This is a genomic window from Ruegeria sp. C10 (assembly GCF_056537805.1).
On the sequence record NZ_JBQFSC010000002.1, the window covers coordinates 542,894 to 562,225 of the forward strand.

At 55.1% G+C, this 19,332-nt stretch carries 18 protein-coding genes; 12 read left to right on the top strand and 6 right to left on the bottom strand.

The window, feature by feature from the left end:
- Positions 1–5 precede the first annotated feature (5 nt).
- From guaB to ACR0DE_RS11070, 3 genes are all read left to right on the top strand, one after another.
- Positions 6–1,454 carry an IMP dehydrogenase gene (gene guaB / locus ACR0DE_RS11060; protein WP_480753182.1) on the top strand — a complete coding sequence of 483 codons (1,449 nt, stop codon included), beginning with the start codon at positions 6–8 and terminating at the stop codon, positions 1,452–1,454.
- 60 nt (positions 1,455–1,514) lie between these two features.
- The gene (locus ACR0DE_RS11065) at positions 1,515–2,678 is read left to right on the top strand and encodes an RsmB/NOP family class I SAM-dependent RNA methyltransferase (protein ID WP_480753184.1); all 1,164 of its coding nucleotides are present in this window, start codon (positions 1,515–1,517) and stop codon (positions 2,676–2,678) included.
- A gap of 103 nt (positions 2,679–2,781) precedes the next feature.
- On the top strand, positions 2,782–5,073 hold the full coding sequence (locus ACR0DE_RS11070; RefSeq protein ID WP_480753185.1) for an ATP-binding protein: 2,292 nt from the start codon (positions 2,782–2,784) through the stop codon (positions 5,071–5,073).
- A 5-nt stretch (positions 5,074–5,078) separates the two neighbouring features.
- Here ACR0DE_RS11070 and ACR0DE_RS11075 read toward each other — a convergent pair whose 3' ends face one another.
- Positions 5,079–5,672 (bottom strand): sulfotransferase family 2 domain-containing protein, encoded by a 594-nt coding sequence (locus tag ACR0DE_RS11075; RefSeq protein WP_170405857.1) that lies wholly within the window; start codon positions 5,670–5,672, stop codon positions 5,079–5,081.
- A 190-nt stretch (positions 5,673–5,862) separates the two neighbouring features.
- On the opposite strand from ACR0DE_RS11075, the gene recA reads away from it, so the two are divergent.
- From recA to ACR0DE_RS11095, 4 genes are all read left to right on the top strand, one after another.
- Positions 5,863–6,927 (top strand): recombinase RecA, encoded by a 1,065-nt coding sequence (gene recA / locus ACR0DE_RS11080; protein WP_170595572.1) that lies wholly within the window; start codon positions 5,863–5,865, stop codon positions 6,925–6,927.
- Between the two features lie 180 nt (positions 6,928–7,107).
- A complete protein-coding gene (gene alaS / locus ACR0DE_RS11085) occupies positions 7,108–9,780 on the top strand; it encodes an alanine--tRNA ligase (protein ID WP_480753789.1) in 2,673 nt (890 codons plus the stop codon).
- 1 nt (position 9,781) lies between these two features.
- Entirely contained in the window at positions 9,782–10,069 is a 288-nt protein-coding gene (locus tag ACR0DE_RS11090; RefSeq protein WP_480753187.1) for a DUF1330 domain-containing protein, read from the top strand.
- 360 nt (positions 10,070–10,429) lie between these two features.
- Positions 10,430–11,050, top strand: coding sequence for a transglutaminase-like cysteine peptidase (locus tag ACR0DE_RS11095; RefSeq protein ID WP_170562671.1), 621 nt, complete (start codon positions 10,430–10,432; stop codon positions 11,048–11,050).
- Between the two features lie 101 nt (positions 11,051–11,151).
- Here ACR0DE_RS11095 and ACR0DE_RS11100 read toward each other — a convergent pair whose 3' ends face one another.
- The 3 genes from ACR0DE_RS11100 to ACR0DE_RS11110 all read right to left on the bottom strand — a co-directional run bounded on the left by ACR0DE_RS11100 (position 11,152) and on the right by ACR0DE_RS11110 (position 14,530).
- Entirely contained in the window at positions 11,152–12,027 is an 876-nt protein-coding gene (locus ACR0DE_RS11100) for a hypothetical protein (RefSeq protein WP_480585082.1), read from the bottom strand.
- A 273-nt stretch (positions 12,028–12,300) separates the two neighbouring features.
- Positions 12,301–14,118 carry a translational GTPase TypA gene (gene typA, locus ACR0DE_RS11105; RefSeq protein WP_480753191.1) on the bottom strand — a complete coding sequence of 606 codons (1,818 nt, stop codon included), beginning with the start codon at positions 14,116–14,118 and terminating at the stop codon, positions 12,301–12,303.
- 76 nt (positions 14,119–14,194) lie between these two features.
- A complete protein-coding gene (locus ACR0DE_RS11110; protein WP_480438560.1) occupies positions 14,195–14,530 on the bottom strand; it encodes a DMT family transporter in 336 nt (111 codons plus the stop codon).
- 186 nt (positions 14,531–14,716) lie between these two features.
- On the opposite strand from ACR0DE_RS11110, the gene ACR0DE_RS11115 reads away from it, so the two are divergent.
- Positions 14,717–14,848, top strand: a complete 132-nt coding sequence (locus ACR0DE_RS11115) for a hypothetical protein (RefSeq protein ID WP_255612097.1) — start codon at positions 14,717–14,719, stop codon at positions 14,846–14,848.
- 72 nt (positions 14,849–14,920) lie between these two features.
- Here ACR0DE_RS11115 and ACR0DE_RS11120 read toward each other — a convergent pair whose 3' ends face one another.
- Together ACR0DE_RS11120 and ACR0DE_RS11125 are read right to left on the bottom strand one after the other, a co-directional pair.
- On the bottom strand, positions 14,921–15,166 hold the full coding sequence (locus tag ACR0DE_RS11120; RefSeq protein ID WP_170393030.1) for a hypothetical protein: 246 nt from the start codon (positions 15,164–15,166) through the stop codon (positions 14,921–14,923).
- Positions 15,166–15,819, bottom strand: a complete 654-nt coding sequence (locus ACR0DE_RS11125; protein ID WP_008758207.1) for an alpha/beta hydrolase — start codon at positions 15,817–15,819, stop codon at positions 15,166–15,168. Before ACR0DE_RS11125 ends, ACR0DE_RS11120 begins: the two co-directional genes overlap by 1 nt.
- 178 nt (positions 15,820–15,997) lie before the next feature.
- On the opposite strand from ACR0DE_RS11125, the gene iscR reads away from it, so the two are divergent.
- From iscR to ACR0DE_RS11145, 4 genes are read left to right on the top strand one after another with little or no spacing between them, the layout of a single operon-like run.
- A complete protein-coding gene (iscR, locus tag ACR0DE_RS11130; protein WP_170393031.1) occupies positions 15,998–16,456 on the top strand; it encodes a Fe-S cluster assembly transcriptional regulator IscR in 459 nt (152 codons plus the stop codon).
- A gap of 54 nt (positions 16,457–16,510) precedes the next feature.
- Positions 16,511–17,554: a cysteine desulfurase family protein gene (locus ACR0DE_RS11135; RefSeq protein ID WP_480753194.1), complete on the top strand. Its 1,044-nt coding sequence runs from the start codon at positions 16,511–16,513 to the stop codon at positions 17,552–17,554.
- 18 nt (positions 17,555–17,572) lie between these two features.
- Positions 17,573–19,093, top strand: a complete 1,521-nt coding sequence (sufB, locus tag ACR0DE_RS11140; protein WP_170393033.1) for a Fe-S cluster assembly protein SufB — start codon at positions 17,573–17,575, stop codon at positions 19,091–19,093.
- Positions 19,093–19,296, top strand: a complete 204-nt coding sequence (locus ACR0DE_RS11145; RefSeq protein WP_170405842.1) for a hypothetical protein — start codon at positions 19,093–19,095, stop codon at positions 19,294–19,296. The genes sufB and ACR0DE_RS11145 overlap by 1 nt, the downstream gene beginning before the upstream one ends.
- Positions 19,297–19,332: the final 36 nt, after the last annotated feature.

Consider the following 19,332-nt stretch of genomic DNA (forward strand, 5'->3'; position numbering starts at 1 on the left):
ATCAAATGCAGATTCGTGAGGCACTCACCTTCGACGACGTTCTTCTGGTTCCGGGCGCATCTTCTGTGCTGCCGGCAACCGCTGATACCACCACGCGCGTGACGCGTGAGATTACGATGAACATCCCGCTGCTAAGCTCGGCGATGGACACGGTGACCGAGGCGCGTATGGCTATCGCCATGGCGCAGGCTGGGGGCATCGGCGTGGTGCACAAAAACCTCACGGTCGAGGAACAGGCCCGCGAAGTGCGTCGGGTTAAGCGGTTCGAATCCGGTATCGTCTATAACCCGGTCACGCTGCGCGCGGATCAAACATTGGCAGATGCTCAGGCTTTGGTAGAGCGCTACAACTTCACCGGCTTCCCGGTCGTTGAAGAAAGCGGTCGTGTCGTCGGCATTGTCACCAACCGAGATATGCGCTTTGCGACCTCGGATGACACGCCGATCAAAGCGATGATGACCTCTGACAATCTGGCGATGCTGCAAGAGCCCGCCGATCTGGAAGAGGCCAAAAGCCTCATGCGTGCGCGTCGGATCGAAAAATTGCTGGTCGTCGATGGCGAGGGCAAGCTGACAGGCTTACTGACGCTGAAAGATACCGAGCAGGCCGTGCTGAACCCTACAGCCTGCAAGGACCGGTTGGGCCGTCTGCGTGTGGCTGCTGCAACCTCGGTCGGAGACGCTGGGTTCGAGCGGTCAGAGCAGTTGGTCGATTCCGGGGTCGATATCATTGTTGTGGATACCGCACATGGTCATTCGCAAGGGGTTCTGGACGCGGTGAAACGTGCCAAGACGCTGTCGAACGAGGTTCAGATCATCGCCGGTAACGTCGCCACTGCCGAAGCCACCAAAGCGCTGATCGATGAAGGTGCAGACGCGATCAAAGTGGGCATCGGGCCCGGCTCGATCTGTACCACACGGATGGTCGCGGGTGTTGGCGTCCCTCAGTTGACGGCCATCATGGATTGTGCCGCTGCGGCGGGGGAAGTTCCGGTCATTGCTGATGGTGGCATCAAATTCTCGGGCGATTTCGCCAAGGCGATTGCGGCAGGGGCATCTTGCGCCATGGTGGGTTCGATGATTGCGGGCACGGATGAAAGCCCGGGCGAGGTGATCCTCTATCAAGGCCGCTCGTTCAAATCGTATCGCGGCATGGGAAGTCTGGGTGCGATGGCGCGCGGCTCGGCGGATCGCTATTTCCAGAAGGACGCCGCGAACGACAAGCTGGTGCCCGAAGGGATCGAAGGCCAGGTGCCGTACAAAGGGTCCGCAAGCGCTGTTGTGCACCAACTGGTTGGAGGTTTGCGGGCGGCGATGGGCTATACCGGTTGTGCCACCGTCGATGAGATGCGCCAGAACTGCAACTTTGTCAAAATCACTGGCGCAGGTTTGAAGGAAAGCCATGTGCATGACGTTCAGATCACACGGGAAAGCCCCAATTATCGCGTGATGTAAGTTTGTGAGACCCTTCAGGGGGGCTCTCGAAATTGATCGTGTAGACGAACGGAAAACGCGATGACACCTGCTGCTCGGGTACAGGCCTCGATCGAGATCCTCGATGACATTCTTGCCGGTGCACCGGTCGAGAAGGCGTTGACCGGCTGGGCTCGACGCAATCGGTTCGCGGGATCTAAGGATCGCGCTGCGATCCGGGATCATGTGTTTGATGCATTGCGGTGCAAGCGATCCTTCTCGGCGCTCGGTGGGTCCGAGACGGGGCGCGGCCTGATGATCGGTGCCGCCCGATCCTTGGGCTCAGACCTAACGTCAGTATTTTCGGGCGCGCGATATGCACCTGCAGAGGTAACCGAGGCTGACCAACCCAGGTCATTTCAGAGCGACGCAGAACGTCTGGATATCCCCGAATGGTTGTGGCCCCAATTTCAGGCCGCGTTGAAGGACGAAGCTGAACTTGCCGCAGCCGCGCTACAATCGCGCGCTCCGATTCATCTGAGGGTCAACCTGCTGAAAACTGACCTGCCTACAGCCATTCAACGACTGGCTGCCGAGGAGATCACGGCGCATCCACATCGGGCCTGCGATACTGCATTGGAAGTTACCGAGGGCGCACGCAAGATATCTCAGAGCGGTCCGTATACAGATGGGCTGGTTGAGTTGCAGGATGCCGCAAGCCAGGCGGTTGTTGCCGCGCTTGATTTACAGCCAGGCATGCGTGTCCTGGACTATTGTGCGGGTGGCGGAGGCAAGTCCCTTGCTTTAGCGGCTACGGATATGGGTGTTCAGGTCTTTGCCCATGATGCCAATCCCAACCGTATGCGCGACTTGCCAGCGCGCGCGGCAAGGGCGGGCGCGGATGTTACGAACCTGACCACAGGCCAAATCACCGGTCAGGCCCCGTTCGATGTGGTTTTGACAGATGTGCCATGTTCCGGCAGCGGATCGTGGCGTCGCGCGCCGGCAGGGAAATGGGCACTAACGCCCGAGCGTTTGGAGGAACTAGCGCAGATTCAGGCCACCATTCTACGAGATGTTTCACCTCTCGTTGCGCCCAAAGGCGTGCTTGCCTATGCGACCTGCTCGATGCTGGCGATTGAAAACGACGACATTATTGATGGGTTCTTGGCCAGCAATCCCGAATGGCAGAGCGGATACCGCAAAACGTGGCTGGTTTCACACGGGACCGATGGATTTTTTACAGCACACTTGACGCGAATATAAACTTTAAAACACAACCTTAAGAAGTTTATGTCACTGATCATTAAGCAGCAATTAACCATTGCAGGCAGATATTGATCGAAAATTGTAATAATCCGGGCTGTTTATGTCTATTCAATCTGAATTTACCCCCTCTCGATCAAGTGGATGGGGCATTGATCGTGGGCGCTATGCCTCACTGGCATTGATCGCCATTTTATTGAGCGTACTTTCCTTCTTTGACGTCTTGCCGCCACGGTTAAGTGCCGGGGTCGCAGCCGTTGGCTTGTCCTTCCTGGTAGTAGTGGTCTTTGCCTTGGCGCGCGCTTGGATATTGAATCAGATCGAAGCGCAAACATACGCTGCGATGACGGGTTTTCTAGAGCAAGAAACCGATGCCTGTGTCATTTCGGATGCGACGGGCGAGGTGCTAGTTGCAAACGCTCAGGCCAATGCGCGTCTTATTCGGAACGCGGGTACGCGACTAGATGAGTCTCTGCGTACCGTATTTGCAAACCCGTCGGCGGTGCTGTTGCGTTTGCAGTCTCATGCCCTGAAACGGGGCTTTTGGGAAGAAGATGTTGTCACGCGCGGACAAACAATACCCGTGTCTGTTTCAAAGCTGGGTGAAAATCGGTTTTGCTGGCGTTTTAGAATAGATGCACCCCAGATCTGGCGCAGCGTGCAGCGGCCGGTTCTGACGGTCGGACGAAATGACGTGGTGCTGGATGCCAATGATGCGGCAATCGAACTTTTTGGTCAGATTCCCACATGCCTCAAGCCGATGGTTCAAGCTGGCGGTGCAGTTGATGGTAGCATCATACAGATTAAAACCGGGGAAACCGAAGCACCATTCACTGTCACAACGCTAAGGCACAGCGGTATTGTGCGTGAGTTGCTTTTAACGCCGCTGCAGCACGCCGAAGGACCGCAGCACACGACATCATTTGCAGATTTGCCAGTTGCGATCGTGTGCATGTCTCCCGATGGAGATGTTAGCGAAGCAAACCACCTCGCAGTTGAATTGGTCGGTGAGATCCAACCGGGGCGGACGAATATCGAAAGCATGATGCAGGGGCTCGGCTATCCGATCAGGGACTGGCTGGCGAGTGCTGCCGAACAAGGCGCAGCAACGCGGTCTGAATTCCTGCGTTTGGTGCGCAAGGACAAAGAGGTATTTGTGCAAGTTACGCTGTCACGGATTCTCAGGGATGGTCAGGTTTGTCTTATTGCGGTTCTGAACGATGCCACCGAACTGAAAACGATGGAGGCGCAGTTTGTCCAAGGCCAGAAGATGCAAGCCGTTGGGCAATTGGCTGGCGGGGTCGCACATGATTTCAATAACTTGCTGACGGCGATTTCGGGGCATTGTGATCTGTTGCTGTTGCGCCATGACCAAGATGACCCGAATTACGGCGATCTTGTACAGATCAATCAAAACGCCAACCGTGCTGCAGCGTTGGTCAGCCAGCTTCTGGCCTTTTCGCGCAAACAAACGCTCCGGCCCGAGGTGCTGGATCTGCGAGATACGATTTCAGACCTTATCCATTTGCTAAACCGTCTTGTGGGCGAGAAGGTCCGCCTGACGCTCAGTCATGATCCCGTGCTCAAATCCGTCTGCGCGGACAAGCGCCAGTTAGAGCAGGTCTTGATGAACCTGGTCGTCAATGCGCGTGATGCGATGCCTGAGGGTGGGGAGATTCGGATCGAGACCGAAGTGGTGACATTGGATCAATCGATCACGCGCGATCGGGCGACGGTACAGCCGGGAGAATATGTTACGGTCAAAGTCATCGATAGCGGCATCGGGATTCCTGCAGACAAACTGCAAAAAGTGTTTGAGCCATTTTATACGACCAAACGCACAGGCGAGGGGACGGGGCTGGGGCTATCGACTGTTTACGGGATCGTAAAACAGACTGGTGGTTTCATATTTGTCGACAGTGTGCAGGACCGGGGAACGGAATTCACCGTGCTCTTGCCTGTGAGTTCCCGGGTCCAAGAATCGGAGCCTGAGGTACCCGATACGTCAGAGGTGCAAAGTTCCCGATTGGGTGAAGGCGTGGTTTTGTTGGTCGAAGACGAAGCCCCGGTGCGCGCCTTCGCGACGCGGGCGCTTCGCTTGAAAGGCTACACTGTGCTTGAAGCTGAATCAGCCGAAGATGCGCTGCAATTGTTGGACGACCCCAATTTGCTGGTGGATGTTTTTGTTACCGATGTCGTCATGCCCGGAATGGACGGCCCGACCTGGGTGCGCGAGGCCATGAAAACACGGCCTGACGTGCGGGTGGTCTTCATGTCAGGCTATACTGAGGGGGCATTCGGCGAATCTGGTCCTCAGATCGAAAATTCCACCTTCCTGCCCAAGCCGTTTTCGTTGACCCAGCTGACCGAAGCGGTGTTTCAGCAAATGAATTGAAAACGCTATTCGGCAGCACGATACAATGCGTATTCTGCGGCGTTCAATGATTGGAACCGGAGTTCAGTTTGTTTTGAGAAGTCCATCGGGCAAGCGGGCGAGACGTTCTCACGCGGTAGATCGATTTTACATTCCAGCCGATTCTGAAGGAAATCCAGTATCTTTTGCTGGCTGTCATATTTGAAGATATGCGCAACACCTTTACCGTTACTGCGGGGTTGCAAAAAATCGGTTTGGCATCCCACATCTGCGTAGACCGGGCGGGGGGTTTGCATATAGGCGTCAAGGAATGCCTCGAAGCTTAAACCTTTTGTGGAATGCGGATGACCTGCCAATTCGGCGCGCGTTCGATATCGATACCAACTTCCCAACCAATCGACAGGTTCGCGCACAATGGCCATGACGTCCATTTCTGCATCAAACATCTTGCGAAACATGGTCTGGAAGAAACGATCATAGCGACGCATGTTCGCATGTTTCAGGTCTGTTGGTCCGGACACGACGATATCGGCCCTATCGCGTAAAGCTGATTGATACGCGGTGGAGCCGGTCTTTGGAACAGACAGAAGCGCAAGCCGCTTTTCATAGAAAACAAGCATTTATCTTTTCTCTTCAATGCCTTTCATGTCTCAGATTGTCGTAAACGACTCTTTAACACAATTGCTGAAGAGTAGTTTTCATAAGTTTTAGTTGAAATGTTCTCTTTTTGGTCCCATAAGGAACAAGAGGCGAACAAAGCAGCGATTGCCGCCCGATCAAGGGTGTGACAAAAGAGAAGGCGACAGGACAATGGCGGATCTTCTGACGATGAGCGACAAGAAAAACGCAGACAAGCAAAAGGCGCTCGACAGCGCATTGGCCCAGATCGAACGGCAGTTCGGCAAAGGCTCGATCATGAAGTTGGGCGAAGATTCCAAGCAGGATATCGATGCGAGTTCGACCGGATCGCTGGGCTTGGATATCGCTCTGGGGATCGGCGGCTTGCCGATGGGCCGGATCGTCGAGATTTATGGCCCGGAAAGCTCGGGTAAGACCACGCTGACTCTGCACTGCATCGCTGAACAGCAAAAACGCGGCGGAGTATGCGCGTTCGTCGACGCAGAACATGCACTGGACCCTCAATATGCGCGCAAGCTGGGTGTGGATCTGGATGAATTGCTGATCTCTCAGCCCGACACCGGCGAGCAGGCACTTGAGATCACCGACACCTTGGTGCGGTCGGGGGCCGTGAACATGGTCGTGGTCGACTCGGTTGCGGCGCTGACGCCGAAATCCGAGTTGGAAGGCGACATGGGTGACAGCAGCGTGGGTGTTCAGGCCCGGCTGATGAGCCAGGCGATGCGCAAGCTGACCGGCTCGATCAATCGCTCGAACTGCATGGTGATCTTCATAAACCAGATCAGGATGAAGATCGGTGTGATGTTTGGCAGCCCGGAAACCACTACCGGTGGTAATGCGTTGAAATTCTACAGCTCGGTCCGTCTGGATATTCGCCGTATCGGTGCGATCAAGGATCGGGACGAAGTTGTGGGCAACCAGACCCGCGTCAAGGTCGTCAAGAACAAGGTGGCACCGCCGTTCAAGCAGGTGGAATTCGACATCATGTATGGCGAAGGCATCAGCAAAATGGGTGAGCTTCTGGATCTGGGCGTCAAGGCCGGTGTGGTCGAAAAGTCGGGTTCGTGGTTTAGCTACGGTGATGAGCGGATCGGGCAGGGGCGTGAGAATGCCAAGCAATATCTGCGTGACAATTCCCGTGCGGCGCTCGAGATCGAAGACAAAATACGTGCCGCGCATGGGTTAGACTTTGAAATGCCACCCGAAACGGAAGAGGATGACATCCTCGAAGCTTAAAGCGTGCCTGAGGGGGAACCGAAGAAATCCCCCGGCACCCCGGTAGTGCTAAAATATCTGGAACAGGGTGGCCCCTCGGGGCCGCCTTGTTTCGTTTCGGATGGGCCAATGCTGTGGACACTCTCGGGGGGTGGGGCTAAACCTTTGCTGACCATAACGACTGCGCGCCGAGAGAGCCTTATGCCAACGCTGAACGACATTCGATCTACCTTCCTGAACTACTTTACCAAGCAGGGGCACGAAGTGGTTGCGTCCAGCCCGCTGGTTCCGCGCAATGATCCGACACTGATGTTCGTCAACTCGGGTATGGTTCAGTTCAAGAATCTGTTTACTGGCGTCGAAACCCGCGACTACAGCCGTGCTACCACTGCACAGAAATGCGTGCGTGCAGGCGGCAAACACAACGATCTGGACAATGTGGGCTATACCGCTCGCCACCATACGTTCTTTGAAATGCTGGGGAATTTCTCATTCGGGGATTACTTTAAGCATGAGGCGATACCGTTCGCTTGGGAACTGATCACCAAAGAATTTGGTATCGATAAGAACCGTCTGTTGGCCACTGTCTATCACACCGATGATGAGGCATTTGAAATCTGGAAAAAGGTTGGTGTCCCAGAAGACCGGATCATCCGCATCGCTACCAATGACAATTTCTGGCAAATGGGCCCTACAGGCCCCTGTGGCCCGTGCACCGAGATTTTCTATGACCACGGTGATCATATCTGGGGTGGGCCTCCGGGTTCGGCTGAGGAAGATGGTGATCGGTTCATCGAAATCTGGAACATCGTTTTCATGCAGAACGAACAGTTCGAAGACGGCTCGATGGTCGAACTCGACATGCAGTCGATCGACACCGGCATGGGATTGGAACGCATTGGTGCGTTGCTGCAAGGCAGCCACGACAATTATGACACCGATCTGTTCAAAACGCTGATCGAAGCCTCTGCGGATGCGACCGGTGTTGATCCTTATGGGGATCAAAACGTGCATCATCGCGTGATTGCGGACCACTTGCGTTCAACTTCGTTTCTGATCGCGGATGGTGTGATGCCGTCAAATGATGGGCGAGGGTATGTTCTGCGCCGTATCATGCGCCGCGCGATGCGCCATGCGCATCTGTTGGGGGCCAAAGATCCGGTGATGCATCGCCTGGTACCCACGCTGGTGCAATTGATGGGTGCACAATATTCAGAGCTTGGTCAGGCGCAGCCACTGATCGAAGAGACACTGCTGCTTGAGGAAACTCGGTTCAAGCAAACTTTGGATCGCGGTCTGAAGCTGTTGGATGAGGAAGTTTCGGGCTTACCTGAAGGCGATCCACTACCCGGAGACGCGGCGTTCAAACTGTATGATACCTATGGTTTCCCGCTCGATCTGACGCAGGATGCGCTGCGCGAGAAAGGTCGAACCGTCGACACCGATGGATTTGACGTGGCCATGGCCGAACAAAAAACCAAGGCTCGCGCGGCGTGGGCCGGGTCTGGCGAATCTGCCGATCAGGTGGTTTGGTTCGATGTGCTGGATGCGGCCGGTGCGACCGATTTCCTTGGCTACGATACTGAAAAGGCCGAAGGGCAGGTCGCTGCGTTGGTGGTCGATGGTGTATTGGTCGACAAGATCGAGAAGGGTGGTACCGGCTGGGTCGTAGTCAATCAGACACCGTTCTATGGCGAGGCCGGCGGCCAGGTCGGCGACACCGGTGAAATTCGCAGGCTGGATGAGCGCGACGATATCGCCCGCGTTGAAGACACCAGAAAGTTTGCTGATGGCAAAGTCTATGCTCACAAGGTCACGATTGATCATGGGGCGATCTCAAAAGGTGACGCAGTTGAGCTGGAAGTCGATCACGCGCGCCGCACGGCCATTCGTGCCAACCACTCCGCGACGCACCTTCTGCATGAAGCTCTGCGCGAGACATTGGGTGACCACGTGGCGCAGCGCGGGTCGCTCAACGCATCAGATCGTTTGCGGTTCGATTTCAGCCATTCCAAGGCTCTGACACTGGAAGAAGTGCAGAAAGTTGAGCGAGAGGTGAACGCATTCATCCGGCAAAACTCAACCGTGGAAACCAGGATTATGACACCTGATGACGCCCGTGAACTGGGTGCTCAAGCTCTGTTCGGTGAGAAATACGGGGATGAGGTGCGCGTGGTTTCGATGGGCAAAGCACCCACCGGCAAAGGCCAGGATGGCGAAACATGGTCGATTGAACTGTGTGGCGGTACCCATGTGCGCCAGACCGGTGATATCGGAACCTTCGTCGTGCTGGGCGACAGTGCCAGCAGCGCGGGCGTGCGGCGGATCGAGGCTTTGACCGGTGATGACGCATTTAAGTATCTGTCGAAACAGGATCATCGCCTTTCCTCAATTGCGCTTGAGTTGAAAGCGCAGCCTGATGACGTTGTGGCGCGTGTGAAGACTCTGTTGGACGAGCGTAAATCGCTGCAGAACGAAGTTGCGCAGTTGCGCCGCGATCTGGCGATGGCCGGAGGTGCGGGGCAGGGCAGTGGCGCTGAAGCGCGCGATGTGAACGGTGTGGCGTTCTTTGCGCAGTCGCTCACGGGTGTTTCCGGAAAGGATCTGCCTGCGTTGATTGATGAGCACAAAAGCCGTCTGGGTACGGGCGCAGTATTATTGATTGCTGATACCGGCGGCAAAGCGGCTGTCGCAGCGGGTGTCACTTCGGACCTGACAGACACGGTATCTGCGGTGGATCTGGTCCGCGCGGCGGTGACTGAACTTGGCGGCAAGGGCGGTGGTGGACGGCCTGACATGGCACAGGGTGGGGGCAAGGATGCCTCGAATGCAGAGGCTGCAATCAAGGCCGCTGAACAGGTTTTGGGAGGATAAGATGCCAGCACTTTGGATCGCACACGTCACTGTGACAGACGCCGATGCTTATGGAGAATACGCCGAGCTTGCAGGGCCGGCAATTGCGGCGCATGGGGGTGAATTCATCGCCCGCGCGGCACGTTACGTGCAGTTAGAGGGCAGAGAGCGACCACGCAATGTGGTCGCCCGCTTCCCAACCGTCGAGGCTGCGGTAGAGTGCTACAATTCTCCTGCATATCAGCAGGCATTGGATCATGCCCGTGGCGCCAGCGAACGAGAGCTGGTGGTCGTTGAAATTACCGACTGAGAATCAGGCTCAATCTACCTTCGCATGAAATTTGCAAATTCTGCCCGGCCCAGAGCCGTGCGACCTGCCATGCATTTTAGCGTGGGCGGCTCTTCACGATCGCTCTGAATTTATACACATTATTACAATGGGTTGTGCTTACTTCCGGTTGGCTTTGAACATATTTCTCTGTCCGATTGTGGCACTTCGCGCCACTTTCTTGCGCGGAAATGGTCACGAAAAGTGACGAATTTCCGCCGTTTTTTCCGCTCAATCTCGGATTTGATTGCGTGACAACCACGGTTTGCGGATATGGTCCGGTGTACAGATGGGTTCTGATCCACGCAGTTTGCAGGGACTAATAGGACTCGAGGGACAGGCATGAAATTCTTTGGTACGACCTTAGACGCCCACTTAAAGAGCGCTGCCAAGCTTGGCGGGCTGTTTGGTTTGGCTATCCTGATTAACGGTTCGCTGTTGTTTGGGACTGAAGCATCGGCGAAAGATGCCGCGTTTATCCCGAGTATCGCTGCCTCGCCACCACCTTCCGGTGCGCGTCAGCTTTGCGGTAAATATTCCTGGGCATGTGCGCAAAAAGGTATCGGTTCCTTATCCACCAGCCAAGAATTGAAACTTGTCAAAGAGATCAACCGCCGCGTTAATCGATCCACGCGAGAGGTCACGGATCAGTCGCAATACAAAACCAGTGAACTTTGGGCGCTTCCAACGTCGCGCGGTGGTGACTGCGAAGATTTTGCGCTTCTAAAGAAAAGAGATTTGATCCAGGCTGGTTTCGACCCTCGTAAACTACTGCTCGCGACAGTGTTGGATACGCGCAGAAACTCTCATGCTGTTTTGGTCTATCGGTCAAGCGACGGCGATCTGGTTCTGGATAATTTGACCAATCAGATCAAGCCTTGGAAGGCGACGCGCTATCTGTTCCTGAGGATGCAAGATCCTAAGCAGCCCGCCAGATGGCTGGGAGTTTATGGAAAAAGCTGAGTTCTTCGACCTCAACTAGAGTGGGCGGGTGCATCTGCACGCCGCCCATCCGCTATTCTCGTCAGTGGCGCTATGGTCGCGCACAACCCTGATCGAAGGAATTAATGACCGCGATCATCCTCTTTTTCGCGCTCAGCTCTGCGTTCTTGGGATTTGGCCCTGTCTTTGACCCGTTTGGCTTCGGCTATTGACAGTTTTCCCAAACGCTCTTGCGACTGCCGGGCACTTTCCCGGTACATCTTGGCGTTAGCGGCATGTTGTTGTGCGTAGGCACGTTGCTCATTAGCCCAAGCTTGGCTTTCTTTGGCCCACCCAGCAAACAGTCGCGCTTGTTCCCTTGCCTGCTTCGCACCCTTTATATCGCCAGCGTCACGTAGTTGCTTGGCTTTTTCAGAATAGTCTTTAGCCGTTTGCCGGTGCTGCTTGATTGTCTTTCTCTTATCTTTGACTCTTTCCCTGTATTCCCTTGCCTTTTCACGCTCTTCTTTCGCCTTTTTCCTGTTTTCCTTTGCCTTTTTTCTTTCTTCCTTGGCTTTTTCGTCGTCGCCGTTTGGCTTCTCAGGCGTATCGGGTGTGTCAGGCGTATCGGGTGTGTCAGGCGTATCAGGTGTGTCAGGTGAATCGGGTGTGACCGGGGTATCAGGCCTATCGCGCTCGGTTCTTTCGTCTGAGGCACCGTCACCCGTGCGCTGCGGGTTAATGCCGATGCTCGCCGTAGGCAAGTCAGTCAAAACAGCTGCAAATCTCGGGCAATCAAGAATTGTACGCTCCAGGATCGACTCGAAGTCGGCGCGCCGTTGGATGTAACGGAGCATGCCTGAAGTAACCACGTCGCAGGCACAAAGAGTGTTCGACGAAACAGACTGTTTGGCCGTGCTCACTGTGCAAGTACCAGCCGCCTGAGCGGAATTTCCGAAGATGAAGGGTAAGATTGCGGAAGCAAAAGCAATCGATAACAGTTTGGATTTGATGCGCATCGTACGCTCCTTAAGCACTCGTTAACTAAATTGCCGTATACTCAAACGGCGTCACACTTTGAACACAAAGTCCTCTTTCTATCGCCTATTTTCAAGCAAACTTTCTGTTGGATTTCTGTGATCCAGCTCACTCAAACACGATTAATCCATAAAAAACAAAAAGAAGACCTGCTGTTGCACCAGGTCTTCTTTTTCTGTGTTGTTTCTAGCCTGACGCAAAAATGTCACGAATGTGGCAATGTTTCCAAAACGTGAACAAGTTCACAGCATTGATCAGGCTGATTTTGACATCCGTTTACGCTCGTGCGGATCCAGGTAACGTTTGCGAAGCCGGATCGCATTAGGCGTCACCTCGACCAGTTCATCGTCGTCGATATAGGCGATTGCCTCTTCAAGTGAGAACTGAATATGAGGGGTCAGCCTTACTGCGTCGTCCGATCCACTGGCACGCACGTTAGTTAGCTTTTTACCTTTCAGCGGATTCACTTCCAGATCGTTGTCTCGCGAATGTTCACCGATCACCATGCCCTGGTAGACATCGGTTTGCGGTCCAACAAACATGCGGCCACGCTCTTCCAAATTCCACAGCGCATAGGCGACCGCCTGACCGTTTTCCATCGAGATCAGAACACCCGCACGTCGACCAGGAATCTGCCCTTTATGGGCTGCCCAGCCGTGGAAGACACGGTTCAAGACACCAGTTCCGCGTGTATCGGTCAGGAACTCTCCGTGATAGCCGATCAGGCCACGAGACGGCACGTGGGCGATGATCCGGGTCTTGCCCGCCCCTGCAGGGCGCATTTCAGCCAGTTCACCTTTGCGCGCACCAGTGATTTTCTCGATCACCGCGCCAGAATATTCATCATCCACATCGATCGTGACTTCTTCGATAGGTTCAAGGCGCTGGCCGTCCTCCTCGCGGAACAAAACCTGTGGGCGCGAGATGCTGAGCTCGAACCCTTCGCGACGCATGTTTTCGATCAGAACACCCATCTGCAATTCGCCGCGACCAGCAACCTCGAAGGCCTCGCCGCCGGGCGTGTCACTGATACGGATGGCTACGTTCGATTCGGCTTCTTTCATCAGGCGATCACGAATGACCCGAGACTGAACCTTTTTGCCGTCACGACCAGCCAGCGGGGAATCGTTTATGCCGAAGGTCACTGTGATGGTTGGTGGATCGATAGGCTGGGCAGGCAGGGCCTCTTCGACTTGCGGGGATACAAGGGAATCTGCCACGGTGGCTTTGCTCATACCCGCAATCGTGACAATGTCGCCTGCTTCAGCGACGTCAATGGGTTGTTGAGCTAATCCACGGAATGCAAGGATTTTCGACGCGCGGAAGCTTTCAATCTGGGTGCCATCTCGGCTGAGTGCCTTGAGGCTGTCACCCGCTTTCAGAGTTCCACTTTCCACACGACCGGTCAAAATACGACCGATGAATGGATCGCTGCCCAAAGTGGTGGCGAGCATCCTGAACGGTTCGTCCTTTTTCTCGATCTGCTTGGGGGCGGGGACGTGATCAACGATCAGATCGAACAGGGCGGTCAAGTCCTTGCGCGGACCGTCAAGCTCCATATCGGCCCAGCCGGACCGGCCCGAAGCATACATGGCCGGGAAGTCCAGCTGATCGTCATCGGCGCCCAAGTTGGCGAAAAGGTCGAAACATTCGTCCAGCGCGCGATCAGGCTCGGCATCGGGTTTGTCGACCTTGTTCAGCACGACAATCGGGCGCAGGCCCAAAGCCAGCGCCTTTGAGGTCACGAATTTGGTTTGCGGCATCGGGCCTTCGGCGGCATCGACCAGCAGTACAACGCCGTCGACCATGCTGAGAATACGTTCGACTTCCCCACCGAAATCAGCGTGGCCGGGGGTGTCGACGATGTTAACGCGGGTATCCTTCCACTCAACGCTGGTGGCTTTGGCCAGGATGGTAATGCCGCGTTCGCGTTCCAGGTCGTTGCTGTCCATGGCGCGTTCTGCCACGGCCTGGTTTTCCCGGAACGCGCCGGATTGTTTAAGCAGCTCATCCACCAGGGTCGTCTTGCCGTGGTCCACGTGAGCGATGATTGCGATATTGCGCAGGTCCATGAGAGGTCAGCCTTTGAACGGGAAGTTGCCGCGCGCATAACGCGGCGCGACAAAATATACCAGCCCTAACCGGCGGTCAGTGGCCCGCTGTGGCTGAAAACAGGTGGATGATCAGAATGCCACTCAAAATCATGCCCAAACCCAAGACTGCGGGCCAATCGAGTTTTTGGCCAAAAACCAGAAATCCAATCAGTGCGATCAGGGCAATACCGAGGCCCGACCAGATTGCATAGACAATGCCCACGGGCATGACCTTTAACGTGAGGGCCATAAGATAAAAGGCTGCCCCATAGCCAACCACGACAAGAGCCGACGGCCAAAATCGCGTAAACTGATGGCTAGCCTGCAACGCAGTCGTGCCGATGGTTTCCGCGATAACAGCCAACATTAGGATTAGGTAGGTCTTTGGCACGAGCGATGCCTCTCTGAATTATCGCGAAAGGTTGAGCATACTTGCGATTATTTGGGCAAGGGGATTCAGATGCAGATGATCAAAACCCTAACTTTACCAAAGGTCAGGTAAACCCGACTATTCGGGCTTTTGCATTCGTGCTAAACACTCGATTGTTTTTAGTGTGTTTTTAATGAGTTTGATAAGATGACGACTTTTGCAAAATCGGTCATTATCGCTTCGGTTTTGATTGTGGCGTTGGGGTGGCTTGCAGACGGGGGGTCCGTCGACATTGATGCAGCCCAGAATGTTGAGCGGTTCACAGGTTTTCCGGTTTAGGCGCCCACCGAGCGATATCCTCGAAAAGGAGCTTTCGGGCTCCTTTTCTTTTCTTCAGACGCTAAGCAATCTTTACTGCTTTTCGATCGCTTTCAGCTTGGATCGATGTTCAGACAGTCTTTTCACCACGAATTGACGCGCCTTGCGTTCCGCCAGCCTAACCCGGATTTCGGTCAAGAACGCTTCTTCCAGAGATTGCGAGGCTGCGCCGAGAACGTCTCCAACCTCCACAAAGAATCGATCCTCGCCTGTCTCGTCCATAACCTTCATCGTGTCCTCGGCCAATCTGGCGGCGAGGGTAGTGATGGTATCGGACATCAGCGCGTATTCTCTGTCAGGCGGCGTTTCACGTAATCCGTCACATCTGTCATCAGCGTGTCCATGTGGCGGTCTTGGAAGAAGTGATCGGCACCTTCCACCTCATTATGGGTGATGGTGATACCCTTTTGTTCATGCAGCTTTCCGACCAGAGACGCAGTGTCTGCAGGTGGCGCGACACGGTCCGCCAATCCGTTGATGATCAAGCCAGAAGACGGGCAGGGTGCCAGGAACGAAAAGTCGTACATGTTTGCGGGCGGCGATACACTGATGAAGCCAGTGATCTCGGGGCGGCGCATCAGAAGCTGCATTCCGATCCATGCACCGAACGAGAACCCAGCGACCCAGCAATGCTTGGAGTTGTTGTTCATCGACTGAAGGTAATCCAGCGCTGATGCTGCATCGCTCAGCTCACCTACACCCTGGTCATACTCGCCCTGGCTGCGACCAACGCCGCGAAAGTTAAAACGCAGAACCGTGAAGCCCATGTTGTAAAAGGCGTAATGCAGGTTATAGACCACCTTGTTGTTCATGGTCCCGCCAAATTGTGGATGCGGGTGAAGCACGATAGCGATCGGTGCGTCTTTTTCCTTTTGCGGGTGGTAGCGGCCTTCCAGGCGGCCTTCGGGTCCGGGAAAAATCACCTCGGGCATGTGTGCTTTGGTCCTGTTTTTTGACGCGTCGGCCCCGAGATTATCTTGACGGTAATCCTCAGGTACCTTAGAACGGTTCTAATTACATTGTGTCGCGTGAAAACGCTGTCAGTGGGAGATACGCACTGGCTCGGGCGACGTCAATGTTTTCGCGCAGTTCTTGCCTGAAGGAAACAAAATGAAGCTGTCGACCAAAGGCCGCTATGCGATGGTTGCGCTGGCGGATATCGCCCTTCAGTCCTCGGACAAACTTGTCACGTTGGGCGAGATTTCCGAACGTCAGGATATTTCACTGCCGTATTTGGAGCAGCTTTTCGTGAAACTGCGCCGAGCTGATCTGGTCAGTTCAGTACGCGGACCGGGTGGGGGCTATCGCCTGGCGCGACCAGCCTCGGAAATCCGTGTGGTCGAGATACTGGCCGCGGTTGATGAGACGGTGGATGCGATGCACAAAGGGGCAGGTGCCTCGGGCGCGTCTTCGGGCAGCCGGGCGCAGTCACTGACCAATCGGTTGTGGGAAAGCCTGAGCGCGAATGTTTACGTATTCCTGCATCAAACGCGGCTGTCGGATGTAATTCGGAATGATCTTGCACCGTGTCCCGCTGTTCCTAGCTTGTTCGCAGTCGTGGACGATTGATCTGATGACGTTTTTCTGTGTTCCGTCAAAACCCATCTTGGAAAAGATACATCTATGAAACGGGTTTATCTCGACCATAACGCAACCTCCGCTCTGAGGCCCGAGGCCCGCGATGCAATGATCGCGGCGATGGATTTGGTGGGCAATCCGTCCTCGGTCCATGCCGAAGGGCGCGCCGCAAAAGCGGTGGTCGAGAAAGCGCGGGCTCAAATCGCAACAGCGTTTGGGGCAGATGGTGCCGACATCGTGTTTACTTCTGGTGCGACGGAGGCAGCGGCTTTGGCCATGGCGGGGCGCGATCTTCAAGGTGCAGCGATTGAACATGACGCGGTAAGAGCTTGGATTAATGAGGTTCTGCCTGTCTCCCAAGGCGGTTACGTTGACGTGCCGGACGCTTCCCGATCCACGCTGCAACTGGCCAATTCGGAAACTGGAATTGTTCAAGCTTTGCCTGCCGGTCTTGCGGTCACCGACGCGACTCAGGCTTTTGGTAAGTTGCCGATAGCCTTCAACTGGCTGGGGGCTGAGATGGCGCTGATTTCAGCCCACAAACTTGGCGGGCCAAACGGGATCGGGGCGTTGGTGATGAAACGCGGCACCAATCTTGCTGCGCAAATCAAGGGCGGCGGGCAGGAGATGGGGCGTCGTTCGGGTACAGAAAATGTCACTGGAATTGCGGGGTTCGGAGCAGCAGCTGAAGCCGCGTCCCGTGATTTAGCAAATGGCGTTTGGGAAAACGTTGCAGAACTTAGAAATATTCTAGAAAACGCTCTTGAGGCTGGTACGAAAGCTACTATTTTTGTCGGGAAAGACCAAGGGCGACTCCCCAACACTCTGTGCTTCGCCACACCGGGCTGGAAGGGTGAGACCCAGGTCATGCAGATGGATTTGTCGGGATTTGCGATCAGCGCAGGCTCGGCCTGTTCCAGCGGCAAGGTTCGCGCAAGCGCCGTACTGACGGCCATGGGATTTGATGAGATGACGGCCTCCAGCGCAATCCGCGTATCGCTGGGGCCAGAAACGACGGAAGAAGATGTGCTGCGTTTCGCGGAAACGTGGCTTGAAAAAGAGAAAAAGCATCGCGCGCGGGCCGCGTGATCTGACGGAGGGTGAATTATGGCCGCTTTGGACCAGACCCAGGTGAAAGAGGGTGTCGATCAGGAAACCGTAGACGCGGTTCGCGAGGTCAGCACTTATAAATACGGCTGGGAAACTGATATCGAGATGGAGTATGCGCCAAAAGGCGTGAATCCCGATATCGTTCGTCTGATCTCGGACAAAAATGATGAACCTGAGTGGATGACCGAATGGCGTCTGGCCGCGTTCGAGCGCTGGACCCAGATGGAAGAGCCTAAATGGGCGATGGTGCACTACCCGCCGATCGACTTTCAGGACCAGTATTATTATGCCCGTCCGAAATCGATGGAAGATAAACCCAAATCTCTTGATGAGGTCGATCCCAAACTTCTGGCGACTTACGAAAAGCTGGGTATCCCTCTGAAAGAACAGATGATCCTGGCAGGTGTCGAGGGCGCTGAGAATGCACCGGCAGAAGGCCGTAAGGTTGCTGTTGATGCAGTATTTGACTCGGTTTCGGTCGGGACGACTTTTCAGGAAGAGTTGAAGAAAGCCGGCGTTATCTTCTGCTCGATTTCCGAGGCGATCAAAGAGCATCCGGAACTCGTCAAGAAATACCTGGGGACGGTCGTACCGGTCTCGGACAATTTCTATGCCACGCTCAACTCGGCTGTATTCTCGGATGGTTCATTCGTCTACGTCCCGCCGGGCGTACGCTGTCCGATGGAACTGAGCACATATTTCCGCATCAATGCTGAAAATACCGGCCAGTTTGAGCGCACGCTGATCATCGCCGACAAGGGCTCTTACGTCTCATATCTGGAAGGCTGCACCGCGCCCCAGCGCGACACCGCTCAGTTGCACGCGGCGGTTGTCGAGATCATCGTCGAAGAAGATGCCGAGGTGAAATACTCGACCGTTCAGAACTGGTTCCCCGGAGATGAGAATGGCAAGGGCGGTATCTACAACTTCGTGACCAAGCGCGCCGATTGTCGGGGTGATCGCTCCAAGGTGATGTGGACGCAGGTCGAAACCGGCTCAGCCGTAACCTGGAAATACCCGTCTTGCATCCTGCGTGGCGACGATAGCCAGGGTGAGTTCTACTCGATCGCGATCACGAACAACATGCAGCAGGCCGACACCGGCACCAAGATGGTTCATCTGGGCAAGAACACCAAGTCGCGGATCGTATCGAAAGGGATCAGTGCCGGTAAGGCGCAGAATACCTATCGTGGTCTGGTGTCGATGCATCCAAAGGCCAAGGACAGCCGCAACTATACGCAGTGCGACAGCTTGCTGATTGGCGACAAATGCGGGGCGCATACGGTTCCGTATATCGAGGTGAAGAACAACTCATCTCGGGTCGAGCACGAGGCGACTACCTCGAAGGTAGACGACGATCAGCTGTTCTATTGCCGTCAGCGTGGCATGGACGAGGAAGAAGCCGTGGCCTTGGTCGTCAACGGGTTCTGCAAGGACGTTCTGCAGGCGCTGCCGATGGAATTTGCGATGGAAGCGCAACAGCTTGTGGCAATCAGCCTTGAGGGATCAGTCGGCTGATGACACCAAAACCCCAACAGCGAATCCGAAAGGACGATGTCCTGACCGTGCTTGGCTATGCGTTGCCGGTGCTTGGCGGCCTGTTGGGGGTTGCTTACGTCAATACCAAGTACATGGACTTCATAAACCCGGTTTGGGCAGTGGGCGCAGGCGCGTTGCTTGGATGGATCATCGCCCGCGTGATCCGCAAGGTGCTGGGATAAGAACTTATCGGGGTCACAATGCGCCCCTTGCGAGAT

Bases quoted from the DNA above. Each gene is read 5' to 3' on its own strand.
- guaB (WP_480753182.1), top strand. From the start codon at position 6: ATGCAGATTCGTGAGGCACTCACCTTCGACGACGTTCTTCTGGTTCCG.
- ACR0DE_RS11065 (WP_480753184.1), top strand. From the start codon at position 1,515: ATGACACCTGCTGCTCGGGTACAGGCCTCGATCGAGATCCTCGATGAC.
- ACR0DE_RS11070 (WP_480753185.1), top strand. From the start codon at position 2,782: ATGTCTATTCAATCTGAATTTACCCCCTCTCGATCAAGTGGATGGGGC.
- ACR0DE_RS11075 (WP_170405857.1), bottom strand. From the start codon at position 5,672: ATGCTTGTTTTCTATGAAAAGCGGCTTGCGCTTCTGTCTGTTCCAAAG.
- recA (WP_170595572.1), top strand. From the start codon at position 5,863: ATGGCGGATCTTCTGACGATGAGCGACAAGAAAAACGCAGACAAGCAA.
- alaS (WP_480753789.1), top strand. From the start codon at position 7,108: ATGCCAACGCTGAACGACATTCGATCTACCTTCCTGAACTACTTTACC.
- ACR0DE_RS11090 (WP_480753187.1), top strand. From the start codon at position 9,782: ATGCCAGCACTTTGGATCGCACACGTCACTGTGACAGACGCCGATGCT.
- ACR0DE_RS11095 (WP_170562671.1), top strand. From the start codon at position 10,430: ATGAAATTCTTTGGTACGACCTTAGACGCCCACTTAAAGAGCGCTGCC.
- ACR0DE_RS11100 (WP_480585082.1), bottom strand. From the start codon at position 12,027: ATGCGCATCAAATCCAAACTGTTATCGATTGCTTTTGCTTCCGCAATC.
- typA (WP_480753191.1), bottom strand. From the start codon at position 14,118: ATGGACCTGCGCAATATCGCAATCATCGCTCACGTGGACCACGGCAAG.
- ACR0DE_RS11115 (WP_255612097.1), top strand. From the start codon at position 14,717: ATGACGACTTTTGCAAAATCGGTCATTATCGCTTCGGTTTTGATTGTG.
- ACR0DE_RS11120 (WP_170393030.1), bottom strand. From the start codon at position 15,166: ATGTCCGATACCATCACTACCCTCGCCGCCAGATTGGCCGAGGACACG.
- ACR0DE_RS11125 (WP_008758207.1), bottom strand. From the start codon at position 15,819: ATGCCCGAGGTGATTTTTCCCGGACCCGAAGGCCGCCTGGAAGGCCGC.
- iscR (WP_170393031.1), top strand. From the start codon at position 15,998: ATGAAGCTGTCGACCAAAGGCCGCTATGCGATGGTTGCGCTGGCGGAT.
- ACR0DE_RS11135 (WP_480753194.1), top strand. From the start codon at position 16,511: ATGAAACGGGTTTATCTCGACCATAACGCAACCTCCGCTCTGAGGCCC.
- sufB (WP_170393033.1), top strand. From the start codon at position 17,573: ATGGCCGCTTTGGACCAGACCCAGGTGAAAGAGGGTGTCGATCAGGAA.
- ACR0DE_RS11145 (WP_170405842.1), top strand. From the start codon at position 19,093: ATGACACCAAAACCCCAACAGCGAATCCGAAAGGACGATGTCCTGACC.